The 13,127-nt window shown below is 58.3% G+C and carries 19 protein-coding genes; 12 read left to right on the top strand and 7 right to left on the bottom strand.

Translation table 11 applies throughout. The features are described from left to right. Positions 1 to 378 precede the first annotated feature (378 nt). The 6 genes from RHP74_RS00675 to RHP74_RS00650 all read left to right on the top strand — a co-directional run bounded on the left by RHP74_RS00675 (position 379) and on the right by RHP74_RS00650 (position 4,194). Positions 379 to 531: a DUF1127 domain-containing protein gene (locus tag RHP74_RS00675; protein ID WP_370694728.1), complete on the top strand. Its 153-nt coding sequence runs from the start codon at positions 379 to 381 to the stop codon at positions 529 to 531. 260 nt (positions 532 to 791) lie between these two features. Beyond that, positions 792 to 1,001 (top strand): DUF1127 domain-containing protein, encoded by a 210-nt coding sequence (locus RHP74_RS00670; RefSeq protein ID WP_304817396.1) that lies wholly within the window; start codon positions 792 to 794, stop codon positions 999 to 1,001. A gap of 144 nt (positions 1,002 to 1,145) precedes the next feature. Beyond that, positions 1,146 to 1,463 carry a DUF2388 domain-containing protein gene (locus RHP74_RS00665; protein ID WP_010465729.1) on the top strand — a complete coding sequence of 106 codons (318 nt, stop codon included), beginning with the start codon at positions 1,146 to 1,148 and terminating at the stop codon, positions 1,461 to 1,463. A gap of 106 nt (positions 1,464 to 1,569) precedes the next feature. Then, positions 1,570 to 1,887, top strand: a complete 318-nt coding sequence (locus tag RHP74_RS00660; protein ID WP_010465727.1) for a DUF2388 domain-containing protein — start codon at positions 1,570 to 1,572, stop codon at positions 1,885 to 1,887. 28 nt (positions 1,888 to 1,915) lie between these two features. After that, positions 1,916 to 2,236, top strand: a complete 321-nt coding sequence (locus tag RHP74_RS00655; protein WP_010465724.1) for a DUF2388 domain-containing protein — start codon at positions 1,916 to 1,918, stop codon at positions 2,234 to 2,236. Next, positions 2,233 to 4,194 carry a DUF4105 domain-containing protein gene (locus RHP74_RS00650; protein WP_311097182.1) on the top strand — a complete coding sequence of 654 codons (1,962 nt, stop codon included), beginning with the start codon at positions 2,233 to 2,235 and terminating at the stop codon, positions 4,192 to 4,194. The genes RHP74_RS00655 and RHP74_RS00650 overlap by 4 nt, the downstream gene beginning before the upstream one ends. Before the next feature lie 54 nt (positions 4,195 to 4,248). Here the strand turns inward: RHP74_RS00650 and RHP74_RS00645 are convergent, their stop codons facing one another. The 3 genes from RHP74_RS00645 to trpB all read right to left on the bottom strand — a co-directional run bounded on the left by RHP74_RS00645 (position 4,249) and on the right by trpB (position 6,858). Then, the gene (locus RHP74_RS00645) at positions 4,249 to 4,704 is read right to left on the bottom strand and encodes an anti-virulence regulator CigR family protein (RefSeq protein WP_083375334.1); all 456 of its coding nucleotides are present in this window, start codon (positions 4,702 to 4,704) and stop codon (positions 4,249 to 4,251) included. 121 nt (positions 4,705 to 4,825) lie between these two features. After that, the gene (trpA, locus tag RHP74_RS00640) at positions 4,826 to 5,638 is read right to left on the bottom strand and encodes a tryptophan synthase subunit alpha (protein WP_010465718.1); all 813 of its coding nucleotides are present in this window, start codon (positions 5,636 to 5,638) and stop codon (positions 4,826 to 4,828) included. Then, on the bottom strand, positions 5,638 to 6,858 hold the full coding sequence (gene trpB, locus RHP74_RS00635; RefSeq protein ID WP_010465716.1) for a tryptophan synthase subunit beta: 1,221 nt from the start codon (positions 6,856 to 6,858) through the stop codon (positions 5,638 to 5,640). Before trpB ends, trpA begins: the two co-directional genes overlap by 1 nt. A gap of 112 nt (positions 6,859 to 6,970) precedes the next feature. On the opposite strand from trpB, the gene RHP74_RS00630 reads away from it, so the two are divergent. Continuing rightward, positions 6,971 to 7,888, top strand: coding sequence for a LysR family transcriptional regulator (locus RHP74_RS00630; RefSeq protein WP_311097177.1), 918 nt, complete (start codon positions 6,971 to 6,973; stop codon positions 7,886 to 7,888). Here the strand turns inward: RHP74_RS00630 and RHP74_RS00625 are convergent. Further along, positions 7,861 to 8,187, bottom strand: coding sequence for a YqjD family protein (locus RHP74_RS00625; protein ID WP_010465712.1), 327 nt, complete (start codon positions 8,185 to 8,187; stop codon positions 7,861 to 7,863). The genes RHP74_RS00630 and RHP74_RS00625 overlap by 28 nt on opposite strands. A gap of 156 nt (positions 8,188 to 8,343) precedes the next feature. Between RHP74_RS00625 and RHP74_RS00620 the strand changes: the two genes are divergently transcribed. Both RHP74_RS00620 and RHP74_RS00615 read left to right on the top strand, forming a co-directional pair. After that, a complete protein-coding gene (locus RHP74_RS00620) occupies positions 8,344 to 8,559 on the top strand; it encodes a dodecin (RefSeq protein ID WP_010465710.1) in 216 nt (71 codons plus the stop codon). A gap of 123 nt (positions 8,560 to 8,682) precedes the next feature. After that, complete coding sequence (locus RHP74_RS00615) at positions 8,683 to 8,907, top strand: DUF1161 domain-containing protein (RefSeq protein ID WP_282411264.1); 225 nt, start codon at positions 8,683 to 8,685, stop codon at positions 8,905 to 8,907. A gap of 64 nt (positions 8,908 to 8,971) precedes the next feature. Here RHP74_RS00615 and RHP74_RS00610 read toward each other — a convergent pair whose 3' ends face one another. Then, a complete protein-coding gene (locus RHP74_RS00610) occupies positions 8,972 to 9,973 on the bottom strand; it encodes an LLM class flavin-dependent oxidoreductase (RefSeq protein ID WP_010465706.1) in 1,002 nt (333 codons plus the stop codon). Between the two features lie 242 nt (positions 9,974 to 10,215). Here RHP74_RS00610 and RHP74_RS00605 point away from each other — a divergent pair, with 242 nt between their 5' ends. Both RHP74_RS00605 and RHP74_RS00600 read left to right on the top strand, forming a co-directional pair. Then, positions 10,216 to 10,647: an OsmC family protein gene (locus RHP74_RS00605; protein ID WP_008152515.1), complete on the top strand. Its 432-nt coding sequence runs from the start codon at positions 10,216 to 10,218 to the stop codon at positions 10,645 to 10,647. Between the two features lie 193 nt (positions 10,648 to 10,840). Continuing rightward, positions 10,841 to 11,074, top strand: coding sequence for a DUF1161 domain-containing protein (locus RHP74_RS00600; RefSeq protein ID WP_010465702.1), 234 nt, complete (start codon positions 10,841 to 10,843; stop codon positions 11,072 to 11,074). 6 nt (positions 11,075 to 11,080) lie between these two features. Here RHP74_RS00600 and RHP74_RS00595 read toward each other — a convergent pair whose 3' ends face one another. Next, on the bottom strand, positions 11,081 to 11,503 hold the full coding sequence (locus RHP74_RS00595; RefSeq protein WP_311097175.1) for a hypothetical protein: 423 nt from the start codon (positions 11,501 to 11,503) through the stop codon (positions 11,081 to 11,083). Between the two features lie 40 nt (positions 11,504 to 11,543). Further along, positions 11,544 to 11,966 (bottom strand): hypothetical protein, encoded by a 423-nt coding sequence (locus RHP74_RS00590; protein ID WP_077748817.1) that lies wholly within the window; start codon positions 11,964 to 11,966, stop codon positions 11,544 to 11,546. 60 nt (positions 11,967 to 12,026) lie between these two features. Between RHP74_RS00590 and RHP74_RS00585 the strand changes: the two genes are divergently transcribed. After that, a complete protein-coding gene (locus RHP74_RS00585) occupies positions 12,027 to 13,103 on the top strand; it encodes an aminopeptidase (protein WP_311097174.1) in 1,077 nt (358 codons plus the stop codon). Positions 13,104 to 13,127 lie beyond the last annotated feature (24 nt).

The following is a 13,127-nucleotide window of genomic DNA, read 5'->3' as shown; positions in this document are numbered from 1 at the left end:
GCAAAAAAACAGCTGACGCAAACACAGTTGCGTCAGCTGGCTTTGGCCACCCTAGATTTTGTTTAAAACTGTACTGCTGTACTGGTCATTTCCTACCGTATTTGCCTACCCATTCAAGCGAAAACATCAAAATCGCACCAATATAGTGCCGACAGGTACAGTTGCCTCAATTTCGACCAGTACACCCCCTATTAACAGTTAACTGGTCCCTCACAATACAGGTGAACTGTATCTACAGAGACTAGCTAAACGAGAGGATCATTGGCATCAGTTAAACCACTACCTAATCCCGCCACAAGCGGAAGGATGTCAACCATGGAACGTACACTCAGTTCCGAACTGTTCTTCGAAGATACCGCTGCAAAAACCCAGGCTTCCATGCCTCTTCGCGTTATTGCCAACCTGATGCTGTGGCAGCGCCGCATCTCCAGCCGCCATCAACTGGCTCGTCTGGATTCGCGTCTGCTGGCTGATGCCGGGATTAGCGAAGCACAACGCTACGAAGAGCTGAGCAAGCCGTTCTGGCGCTAAGTTAGCGTCGCTGGCTCTGACCCACCGGGTCCACCGCCAGCACTCCAAATTGAAAAAACAAAGCCCGTCGTGGGAAACCACGACGGGCTTTGTCGTTTTCGGCCCTAGTCGGCGGCCGTACAAAAGGGTTAGCCGACAATGAGTACAGTTTGAATATTTATCACATTGCACCAGTACAATTTTACGACAGTGTATCTGTAGGCCCAGTGTCGCTGCGCTCAACATGAAGTCCTGACTCTCCGGCAAAAGGACTTCGCGCCATGGATAACTTACTGAATGTTTCTGCCCCCGCCCTTCTAAAGAAGCCTCGACTCCACAGACTTAAACGATTGCTGAAGTCGCTCGCCGCCGCCCTTGAGAGAGCCAGAACCCGGCGTTTGCTGGGTCAGCTCAATGATCAGCAACTCTCGGACCTGGGCATCAGCCACGCGGATCGGATTAATGAATTGGATAAACCGTTCTGGCGCTAGGCCGCGGCTTTAACAGAAGGGACTGTTCGAACCGATAAAAGCAGGCCTAATATCAAGCCAGAACGTGGCGAGCGCTGTTCGACAGGCGTCTGACTCAACAGCTACCTCAACACCTCTCAATCGGTTATCCAAAGGAGTTACACCATGTCCCGTCTTCGTCTGCTCAGCGCTGCAGCCCTGCTTGCCGTGGCTGCCAATTCCCACGCGACCAGCTTTATCGTGACCACGGATGCCGTCGTAGGCGCACTTAAGTCCAGTTCCGATGCAACCTCCGATGTCACTTCCTCCTTTCGCGATGACAAGATCGTGCGCGCTGCCCGTGACGACGCCGCCAGCTTCGTCGCCAGCGAAGGCGCCATTCGTGGCGTGAAACTGGAAAGCGCACTTGACCACATCCGCCACCAGGCTCCTCAGCTGAACGCCACTGATGCACAGCTGGCACAAGCCATCCTGACGATCTAAGCAACGCTGTCACATGGGACACGCCTGTCGTGTCCCAATGTTTCGGCACTGGCTCTAGCCCGGGGATTGCGCTAGCCTTTGGACTCGCTTTCGACAATCGAGTCTCATGCGTCTTCTTTCAAAGCAGCTTTTCATTTCAGTATTTCTCGCGGCCTGCTGGTCGGCCCCGACCTATGCCTTCGACGCGTTCAACTTGTCGACCCAAGGCATCGTCGTCACGGGTTACGCCACCAGCATGGTGACCGCCGCCCCCTTCGACCGTAAGCTGCTGATCGCCGCACACGATGACGCTGCGGCGTTCATTGCCAGTGACGGCCAACTACGCGGAGCGCAACTGGAATCCGCGTTGATTTACTTGCGCCGCAGCCAGCCAAAACTTCATGCAAGCGACCTTGAACTGGCGCAGGCAATTCTCGTCCAATAGTTATCCTTTGTCCTTGCGGAGTCGTTCCATGCGTAGCCCTCTGATTGCTGTTGCCCTTGGCCTGCTTTTATTGGCCGATGTGACCCAGGCGCACACCTTGGTTGCCACCAGCAACATCCTCATCAATGCCACCCAACGCACACTTGATTTCACTTCCGATACCACGACGTCCATTCGCGACTCGAAAATTATTCGCGAAGCCCACGATGATGCCGCGAGTTTCGTCGCCAGCGATGGTGATATTCGTGGTGCGCATCTGGAGGCCGCCTTCAGTACATTGCGCACCCGTGTGCCGGAAGCCCGGGACGCAAGTGATCAGGTGCTCGCCGAAGCCATCCTCGCACTGTGAGGTCGCCAAACGCCTGGCTGCTGGCCGGGCTGATGTTGCTGCTGTGCAACACGGCCCAGGCTGGCTTGCAATTACGACTCAAGACCGAGGGTCTGAGCGCCGAACAACAGCAAGCCAGTCAGGCGTTGCTCGATGAAGCCATGCAGGCCTTGCCGCCACGTTTTATCGAAAAACTGGACCGGCGCATTGATGTTGGCTGGACCGACGACATGCCGAGCAATGCCTATGGCCAGGCTTCGCTGGTGTCCGAACTCGACCTGAACCGCAACCTGCTCGCCAGCCTCACGGACGGCAGCGCTGCCACCAAGAAAACCTATCGCCCCCACGGCACCGTCCGCCGCGAAATGCTCGCAACGGTGTTGCATGAACTCACCCATATTTACGACCGTTCGCGCCTGTGGCCGGACGCGGAACGTACGCTGATCCAGCGCTGTACCCGGCGCAACAACAGTTCCGGCCTGATCGGCATCCCGGATGAATGCCGTGGTCAATCCGACCGCCGCTTTACCCTGAGCGATGATCCGCGCTTGCTCGACCTGGCCGGTTGGCCGCAATACGTCGGTCGCCGTGGCGAGCGCGAGCAGCACAACCGGCAGATCGCCCGCAGCCCGGACATCTACGAAACGAGCAGTCCCAAAGAGTTTGTCGCGGTCAACATGGAGTATTTCCTCCTCGACCCGAGCTATGCCTGCCGTCGCCCCGCGCTGTATCGCTACTACAAAGAACATTTCGGCTGGGCTCCCGCCGCCAAGGACGCGTGCAGCAAATCCTTTGCCTTCCTCAATGCCGGCAACGACTTTGCTAAACAACCGCTGGGCCAAGTCGATCCGGAACGGGTGTACGCCGTCGACTATCTGCTGGCCGAAGCCAACCAGAACTGGGTCAGTCGCTGGGGGCACAGCATGTTGCGCCTGGTGATCTGCGCGCCGGGTCGGCCTCGCGGGCCAGATTGCCGACTGGATCTCGACCAGCACCTGGTCTTGTCCTACCGCGCCTTCGTCGGCGACGTGCAGCTCTCGAGCTGGGATGGGCTGGTGGGTAAATACCCCTCGCGCCTGTTTGTACTGCCGTTGGCCCAAGTGATCGACGAATACACCAAGACTGAACTGCGCAGCCTGGCCTCGGTACCGCTGAACTTGTCGCGCAACGAAATTGAAGACGTGGTGGAACACGCCGCCGAGATGCATTGGAGTTACGACGGCAATTATTATTTCCTCTCCAACAACTGCGCGGTGGAAGGCTTGAAGTTGCTGCGCAGCGGCAGCAACAACGCGAAACTGGTCGGGCTCGACAGCATCATGCCCAACGGCTTGCTGGAAGTGATGAAGGGCCGCGGACTGGCGAATACCAGCGTGCTGGATGACCCACGCGAAGCGTTGCGCCTGGGTTACCGCTTCGACTCCTTCCGTGATCGTTACCAAGCGATGTTCGAAGTGCTGAAAAAGCACTTGCCGATCAAGCAGGAAAAAGTCGAAGACTGGCTGGCATTAAAAGCTGACGAGCGCCGGCAATGGTTTGGGCAGGCTGACTTGCGCACCAGTGCGGCGTTGTTATTGCTGGAGCAGGCAAGCTTCCGTCAACAACTGGTGCTGGCCCAGGATGAAGTGAAGCAGCGTTATCTGGGCGCACGAGAATTGAAGAACGGCGGTATGGACAAGGCAAACGCGACCTTGCAGCAAATTCTCGCTAATAGCGGCTTCCTCAGTCGTCCCGCAGAGCTGCTCGGCACCGGCGGTTACGGATTGCCTCAACCGAATGAATGGCAGCGCCTGGAATCGGAAAGCAATCTGCGGCAGAAGCAGCTTCAGCTGCTGACCGGCGATCTGGACAAGGAAGTCAGAGCGCTGCTCGAACCAGGCCGGGCAGCGGAGATGGCCGCCAATGAAGCCAACCTGAAACTGGTTGGCGAACATTTGCGCAAATTGCATAAAGCAGCAGGCGGGCTGGAGTTGCCATAAGCAAGAAGGCGTCGTGGATGATCCATGACGCCTTCTTTTTGCCTGCACGTTAAATCAAAGCACCCCTTCCAGAATTTCATAGACGATCCCGGTGCCCACGGCGATCAGCACAATGTCGCCCCCTGCACGGCGCCATTCGTAGCCCGGGTAATGCGGCAGCCGCCCCAAGGCACGATTATCCAGACGCTCACCGTAATAGCCGTGAGGCAATGGTCGACCACGCACCAGATGAACACCTGGAGGAGGTGGTGCCCCGCGTACAAAATAGCCGTGGTTATCGTGAATAGTCTGGCGCACCGGGCCGAAGTCCCGTGGCGGAGGGCCGCCGCGATGATTGTCCTGCGGGCCACGGTGATCATCGCCATGGTTGTCACCACGGTTATCGTAATGGCCCTGCGGCGGGCCGCCGCGGTCGTGATCGTCGCGCTGATCGGCGCTCGCATGCAGCAGCGGCGTGGCACTGAGCATCAGCACGCCCAGGCTGGCAATCAGACGTTTCGGCATTTTCATCAGGTCTTTCCTCACTGCACACACAGCAAAAAGGGCTTCAGAACGTAGTCCTGAAGCCCTCGGTCTTGCTGTTTAGTCTGTGCCGCGAGGCTCTAATTCCTCTGTATCAGGAACTTTACCTTCAGCTGACGCGGGCCTTACGCACGCCTTCAGCCAACGCCGAGCAAAGGCTCAGCACGCCATCAACCGCCTGCGCCGGCGTTGAGGCGTTGGCGATGTGATCGATCAATGCCGAACCCACCACCACACCATCGGCCAGACGCGCGATGGACGCCGCTTGCTCCGGTGTGCGAATGCCGAAACCGATACTGATCGGCAGGTCGGTGTGGCGACGCAGACGAGCAACCGCTTCTTCAACGTGTTCCAGCGTCGCCGCGCCCGCCCCGGTCACACCGGCAACCGACACGTAGTAGACGAAGCCAGAGCTGCCGTTCAGAACAGTCGGCAGGCGCACATCGTCGGTTGTCGGCGTGGTCAGGCGGATGAAATCCAGTCCGGCGGCCTGCGCCGGCTCGCACAGCTCACCGTTATGCTCCGGCGGCAGGTCGACCACGATCAAACCATCAACACCGGCCTCCTTGGCGTCGGCGATGAAGCGCGGCACGCCGTACATGTGGATCGGGTTGAAATACCCCATCAGCACCAGCGGCGTCTCGGTATTGCCTTCACGGAACTCGCGAACCATTTGCAGGGTTTTCGCCAGGTTCTGCTTGGCGCCAAGGGCGCGGATGTTGGCCAACTGGATGGCCGGGCCATCGGCCATTGGATCGGTGAAGGGCATGCCCAACTCGATCACATCGGCACCCGCACCGGGCAAGCCTTTGAGGATCGCCAGGGACGTGTCATAGCTCGGGTCGCCAGCGGTGACGAAGGTCACCAGGGCGGCGCGATTCTGTTCCTTGAGTTCGGCAAAGCGCGTTTGCAGGCGGCTCATCAGTGTTTCTCCTGCTTCGATTGTTCCATGTGGTGCATCACGGTTTGCATGTCTTTGTCGCCACGACCGGACAGGTTGACCACCATCAGGTGATCTTTGGGCAGGGTCGGTGCACGCTTGAACACTTCGGCCAAGGCGTGGGCGCTTTCCAGTGCAGGAATAATCCCTTCCAGGCGGCAGCATTTGTGGAACGCATCGAGGGCTTCGTCGTCGGTCACCGAGGTGTACTGAACGCGGCCGATGTCATGCAACCAAGCGTGTTCCGGGCCGATGCCTGGATAGTCGAGGCCGGCCGAGATCGAATGGGCGTCGATGATCTGGCCATCGTCGTCCTGCAACAGGAAAGTACGGTTGCCGTGCAGCACACCCGGAACACCGCCGTTCAGGCTGGCGGCATGCTTACCGGTTTCAATGCCGTAACCGGCGGCTTCCACGCCAATGATTTCGACGCTTTTGTCATCGAGGAACGGGTGAAACAGGCCCATGGCGTTGGAACCGCCACCGATGCACGCCACCAGGCTGTCCGGCAGACGACCTTCCTGGGCTTGCAGTTGAGTACGGGTTTCTTTGCCGATAACAGACTGGAAGTCGCGAACCATCGCTGGATAAGGGTGCGGGCCGGCCACGGTGCCGATGAGGTAGAAGGTGCTGTCGACATTGGTCACCCAGTCACGCAACGCTTCGTTCATCGCGTCTTTCAGGGTGCCAGTCCCGGCGACCACTGGGATCACTTCGGCGCCCAGCAGCTTCATGCGGAACACGTTGGCCTGCTGACGTTCGATGTCGGTGGTGCCCATGTAGATCACGCAATCCAGGCCGAAACGTGCAGCCACGGTCGCCGTCGCCACGCCGTGCATGCCGGCGCCGGTCTCGGCAATGATGCGTTTCTTGCCCATGCGCCGCGCCAGCAGGATCTGGCCGATGCAGTTGTTGATCTTGTGCGCGCCGGTGTGGTTCAGCTCTTCGCGTTTCAGATAAATCTTTGCGCCGCCGCAGAATTCGGTCAGGCGTTCGGCGTAGTACAGCGGGCTTGGACGTCCGACGTAGTCCCGTTGGAAGTAGGCCAATTCTTCTTTGAATGCTGGATCTTCCTTGGCCAATTCGTATTCACGGGCCAGGTCGAGCACCAACGGCATCAAGGTTTCGGCGACGTAACGGCCGCCGAACGAGCCAAACAGGCCGTTGGCGTCGGGGCCGTTGCGCAGATTAGTCTGGGTCATGGGTCGCTCCAGTGGGATTCGTGAGATGACAATGACGGTCACTCTACCCCTGACGTCCCAGCCTGAAAACCGATAAGATCGCCACAACCTGTCAGGAAAACTCACAGATCCCATGAGCCACGACCTTCCCCCGCTCAACGCCCTTCGCGCCTTTGAAGCCACGGCACGGCTGAACAGCGTCAGTCAGGCTGCCGAACAGCTGCACGTCACTCATGGTGCGGTCAGCCGACAACTCAAGGTGCTCGAAGAACACCTCGGTGTGAGCCTGTTCATCAAGGATGGACGCGGCTTGAAACTCACAGATGCCGGCGTGCGTTTGCGCGATGCCAGCGGTGAGGCCTTTGAACGTCTACGCACCGTTTGCGCAGAGCTGACCCAAAGCACCGCTGACGCTCCATTTGTTTTGGGTTGCTCGGGCAGTTTGTTGGCGCGCTGGTTTATTCCACGCCTGGGACGACTGAATGCGGACTTGCCCGACCTGCGCCTGCACCTGTCGGCCGGGGAAGGCGATCTCGATCCGCGACGGCCGGGGCTCGATGCCCTGCTGGTGTTTGCCGAGCCGCCATGGCCGGCGGACATGCAAGTGTATGAGTTGGCCAGCGAACGAATTGGCCCGGTAATGAGTCCGCGTTTCGCGGGTTATGAAAAGCTGCAAGCTGCGCAGGCCACAGCGTTATTGAACGAACCCTTGCTGCACACCACCTCGCGCCCACAGGCTTGGCCGAGCTGGGCACAGCAAAGTGGCCTCGACGCCAAGGCGTTGAAGTACGGTCAAAGTTTCGAGCATTTGTATTATTTGCTGGAAGCAGCCGTAGCGGGGCTGGGGGTGGCGATTGCGCCTGAGCCGCTGGTGGCTGAGGACTTGAAGGCCGGTCGCCTGGTTGCGCCCTGGGGATTCAGTGAAACCCCGGCGCAACTGGCCTTGTGGCTACCCAAGCGCGCCGCGGACGGGCGCGCTCGACAGTTGGCGCAGTGGCTCAAGGCCGAGCTGCACCGAACCGATCAGTCGCCGCGCTTGAACAGCAGGTAAGCCGCAAGCAGACCCAGTGCGCCGACAGCGACGCCCGCAGTAGTCCAAGGGTGTTCCTGGGCGTAGTCCCGAGTGGCAATCCCGGTTTCGCGGGTTTTGACTTTGACTTCTTCATACGCATCGCTGAGCAGATGGCGCGAATGTTTCAGCGCGTTCTCGGCGTTGCCTTTCAGCGCTTTGAGGGTTTTACGCGACTCGTCCGAGGCGTCGTCTTTCAGATTTTCCAAAGATTTCAGCAGACTCTCGATCTCGGCTTCCATGCTTTGCAATGAGGCTTTACGTAAAGAGGTGTTGGCCATGGTGGCTCTCCTTCATTGATGATGAGTAGCGTGTGTTGGTTGGGACTTCAACGGTTCGAGAAAGTGCAGTAAATCTGAACTTCTGCATGGCATTAGCCGACAGAAGTAATACGAAAAATCACTGCTAGGCTGTATTTCACACCCAAGGAGAACGCCATGACTGACCATCACACCTACAAGAAAGTCGAATTGGTTGGCTCGTCCACCAGCAGCATTGAGGACGCCATCAATAACGCGCTGGCCGAAGCCAATAAGAGCATCAAGCACCTGGAATGGTTTGAAGTGACCGAAACCCGCGGGCACATCAAGGATGGCAAGGCCGCGCACTTTCAGGTGACGCTCAAAGTCGGGTTCCGGATTGCCAGCAGCTGAGTTTGAGCTAGTCTCCTGAACTTGCGCGCTGGCCGAGTGCCATAGGGAAATGGCAAAGCGCTACATGAGTGCCTCCGGCTGATGGCTGGATGCTCCCTTTGATCCGACCAGGGAATGCGACAGATGAAGTATTTTATTTTAGCGGTAGGTTTGTTGAGCCTTGCAGGAACAGCCTTTGCTGACGGCAAATCGTGCGAAGAGCTGAAAGCCGAAATCGCAGCAAAACTCGATGCCAAGGGCGTTGCCGGCTATTCACTGGAAATCGTCGATAAAGGCGCTGAGGCCGGCGGAACAGTCGTCGGTACCTGTGAAAAGGGCACCAAGGCAATCGTCTACAAGAAAGACTGATGTCCCTTACAAATCAAAAAGCCGACGCAATGCGTCGGCTTTTTTGTGTGGCGGCGTCGGCGCCTCAGCCCTTCATGACCTGCGCCAGCAGCTCGTAGGAATGCACCCGATCCGCATGTTCATAAAGGTCGCAGGTGAAAATCAGCTCGTCCGCCTGAGTCTGCTCGATCAGCACTTCAAGCTTGGCGCGGATCTTCTGCGGGCTGCCCACCATCGCCAGCCCGAGGAAATCGCCGACGGCTTCTTTCTCATGGGGCAGCCACAGGCCATCCATGGTTTTCACCGGCGGACGCTGCACCAGGCTTTGGCCACGCATCAACGCCAGGATGCGCTGATAGACCGATGTCGCCAGGTAATCCGCCTGCTCGTCAGTGTCAGCGGCGACCAGCGGCACACCGAGCATCACATACGGCTTATCCAGCACCGCCGAAGGCTTGAAGTGATTACGGTAGACGCGAATCGCCTCGTGCATGAAGCGCGGTGCGAAATGCGAGGCGAAGGCGTAGGGCAAACCGCGCTCACCGGCCAATTGTGCACTGAACAGGCTGGAGCCCAGCAACCAGACAGGGACATTGGTGCCGGTGCCCGGCATGGCGATGATTCGCTGGTCAGGCGTGCGTGGGCCGAGATATCGCATCAGCTCCGTAACATCCTCCGGAAACTCGTCGGCGCTGCCGGAACGTTCGCGACGCAGGGCGCGTGCAGTCATTTGATCGGAACCGGGGGCGCGCCCCAAACCCAGATCTATCCGGCCTGGATACAGGCTTTCGAGTGTGCCGAATTGCTCCGCGATCACCAGCGGCGCGTGGTTGGGCAGCATCACGCCGCCGGAGCCGACACGAATGGTCGACGTGCCACCGGCGAGGTACCCGAGCAGTACCGAGGTCGCGGAACTGGCGATGCCGTCCATGTTGTGGTGTTCGGCGACCCAGAAGCGGGTATAGCCTAATTTTTCGACATGCTGCGCCAGGTCCAGGGAATTACGCAGCGACTGGGCCGCGCTGCCGTTCTCGCGCACGGGCACCAGATCAAGGGTCGAAAACTTGATATCGGACAGTCGTTTCATAAGCCTGCTTCTCCAATGGTGGGCGCAGGTTTTTCTTGCGAACGAAAACCTGCCGAATCTATAAGCGTGCTTCATGCAATGAGGGCATATACCCGAGATTCAATAGCCAGGCCAAAAAATCCTACGAAAGCAGTAGGACTTTATGAGATGAGGTGAACTTTGCACAACCGTCTACCCTCAGAACCCTAGCAACCGAAAACCACGAAGGTGCGACGCTCGCACCGGATCTTGAGGAGGCAGACATGGCTATTACGAAGAAAGCATCGGCTCATTGGGAAGGCGATCTGAAAACCGGCATCGGCTCGATCTCTACTGAAACCGGTGTACTCAGAGAAGCGCCCTACGGCTTCAAGGCTCGTTTCGAAGGCGGCAAAGGCACCAATCCGGAAGAGCTGATCGGCGCGGCGCATGCGGGATGTTTCTCGATGGCGTTTTCGATGATCCTGGGTGATGCCGGGCTCAAGGCTGACAGCATCGATACCAATGCTGAAGTGACCCTGGATCAAGTCGACGGTGGTTTTGCGATCACCGCGGTGAAATTGATCCTCAAGGCGAAAATCCCCGGGGCGACTCAGGCGCAGTTCGAGGAGCTGAGCAACAAGGCCAAAGAAGGCTGCCCGGTGTCCAAAGTGCTGAATGCGAAAATCAGCCTGGATGCGACGTTGGTCAGCTGATGATCAGGCGCTGAATGTACTGACGCCTTCGCGACCCGACCCGCTCGCGAAGGCGAACTTGTAAACAACACAATTCCAACGATAAAGCTGCGCTTTGTGAGCGGTGTCAGAACTCGCTTTGCAAAACTGTGGTCGAATAAATGACAGCCGCTCAAGCGCAAAAACTGCGCGCGGCCTCAAGGGAGCTTCAACCATGAAACGTTTTGCCTTGGCGATTATCGGTTGCACGCTGGCCACTTCGGCCCTGGCGGCACCGAAATCCTGTGAAGAACTCAAGGCCGAGATCGAGGCCAAGATCCAGGCCAATAACGTCTCGTCCTACACCCTGGAAATCGTCACCAATGATGAAGTCCACGATCAGAACATGGTCGTCGGCAGCTGTGAAAACGGCACAAAGAAAATCATCTACCAGAAAAACGACCGCTGATTCACCTCACGGGACGCAATTGGTCTGCCGATCTTCAGCGACGATCTCCCGCTTTGCGTTGAACAATCGGGCGCTTGGGGTGAAGGCGATCGAACGGCCTTCCAGCACATAACGCTGGCCGGCTTCGAAATGATCGTATTTGACGGTCAGGTAGCACAGCCGTTCCGTGGGGGTGTTCATCATGTTCATGCCCCCACCACCGGGCACCTCAAAGTCGAACCTGACGACCAGCTCATGGCTGCCGGGCGTCACCTGGAAAAAGCGCCCGTCACGCAATCGCTGTTTGTCCAGTCGCTCTGCCATCAGCAACCTGTCGTTGGGGAATGGCGTCGAGAAGTCGATCCAGGCCATCTGCGGATTTACCGCCGGTAACGGACTCTGGCAGCCGGCAACCACGCCTGCCGCGAGCAACAGCATCAATCTGCGCATGATGAATGTCCCAAAGGATGGTCATTCAGCATAGCGCCGATCAGCTGCTTTGGCAGCCAGCCGGCGTGCCTTGGCCAATCACTTTTCGTTGCTGGTCATAGAGCTTTGCCCATGGCCGGAAGCCGATATTCCCCGCTTGCAGCTGATATCGCTCACCGGCATTGAAGTCGTTGAATTTCACGTTTAACTGGCAGTCACGCCACAGCGGCTCGGCGTCGGGGCCGATGTTGGTGGGCTGGACCGCAAACTGGTAGCGCACCGTCAGCTCATGACGGCCCGGATGCACCTCGAAATACCGCTTGTCGGTAGAGGCCTTGTCATCGACTTCCAGCGCTTGCAGGGCGGTGTCTTCTTGCTGTGAGTCCAGTTCGATCCATGCTTGCGACGGATCATGGTGAGGTAAACCGAAACCAGCACAGCCGGTCAGCATCAACAAGCCTCCCGTCAGCATCAATTTGCGCATAGCGGAGCTCCAGTCGGGCGGGATAGTCTTGCGGGCAGACTCTCCAGGGATGATTTTATTTTGATCAGGCCGCTTCCAAGCCTTGGGTTACTTGATCGCGTTTTGCGGATTTTGTTTCCGGGTATGTTGCTTTTATTCCTCAGCGGCTGCGCCAGCGTCAGCTATTACAGCCAGTTGGCCAGCGGTCAGCTGCAATTGCTGCGGGCCAGGGAGCCGGTGGCCCAGGTGCTTGCCGATCCGTCTCGCGATCCGATGCTGCGTGCGCACCTGACCCAGTCGCAAAAGGCACGGACATTCGCCAGCCAACAGCTGCATCTGCCGGATAACCAGAGCTACCGTCTGTACGCCGACATTGGCCGGCCGTTCGTGGTCTGGAACGTCTTTGCCACCCCGGAATTTTCCCTGACAGCACAAAACCATTGCTTCCCTATCGCCGGTTGCGTCGCCTATCGCGGTTACTACAGCCAGAGTGCTGCCCGCGGCGAAGCGGCCTTGCAACGCCTGAAAGGTATGGACGTGTCCATTGGCGGCGTCGAGGCCTATTCGACGCTCGGCTGGTTCAACGATCCGATTCTCAGCTCAATGATGGGTTGGGGCGACGAGCGGCTGGCAACGCTGATCTTCCACGAGCTCGCGCACCAGCGCTTTTATGTGAAGGACGACACCGAGTTCAACGAGTCCTTCGCCACCTTCGTCGAGCAGGAAGGCACCCGGCAATGGCGGGCATCACGCGGTCTGGCAGCGGACAATGGCGCGCAGGCGCAGCATCGAGACCAATTTATTCAATTGGTTCTGGATACGCGCACGCGGCTTGAAAAGCTCTACGCCCTGCCACTGCCCGCCGACCAGATGCGCCAACGCAAAGCGGCGGAATTCGAACGTCTGCGCCATGACTATCAACAGCTGCGCGATAGCCAATGGGCCGGGGATAAACGCTATGACGCGTGGATCAAAGCGCCAATGAACAACGCCCGGTTGTTGCCGTTTGGGTTGTATGACCAATGGGTGCCGGCGTTTGCGGCGCTGTTCAGGCAGGAGGGTGGGGACTGGCTGAAGTTTTATGCCGCCGTCGAGCAGCTTGGTGCGTTGCCAGTGGTTGAGCGCAAGGTAGCGCTGAAGGCATTGACGGGGTCATAAAATCTGGTGGCTGGGCGGGCCTCT

Origin of the sequence: Pseudomonas sp. SG20052 (assembly GCF_031766055.1) — a bacterium.
Lineage (GTDB): Bacteria > Pseudomonadota > Gammaproteobacteria > Pseudomonadales > Pseudomonadaceae > Aquipseudomonas > Aquipseudomonas mandelii.
This window is presented reverse-complemented; position numbering and strand designations above follow the sequence as displayed.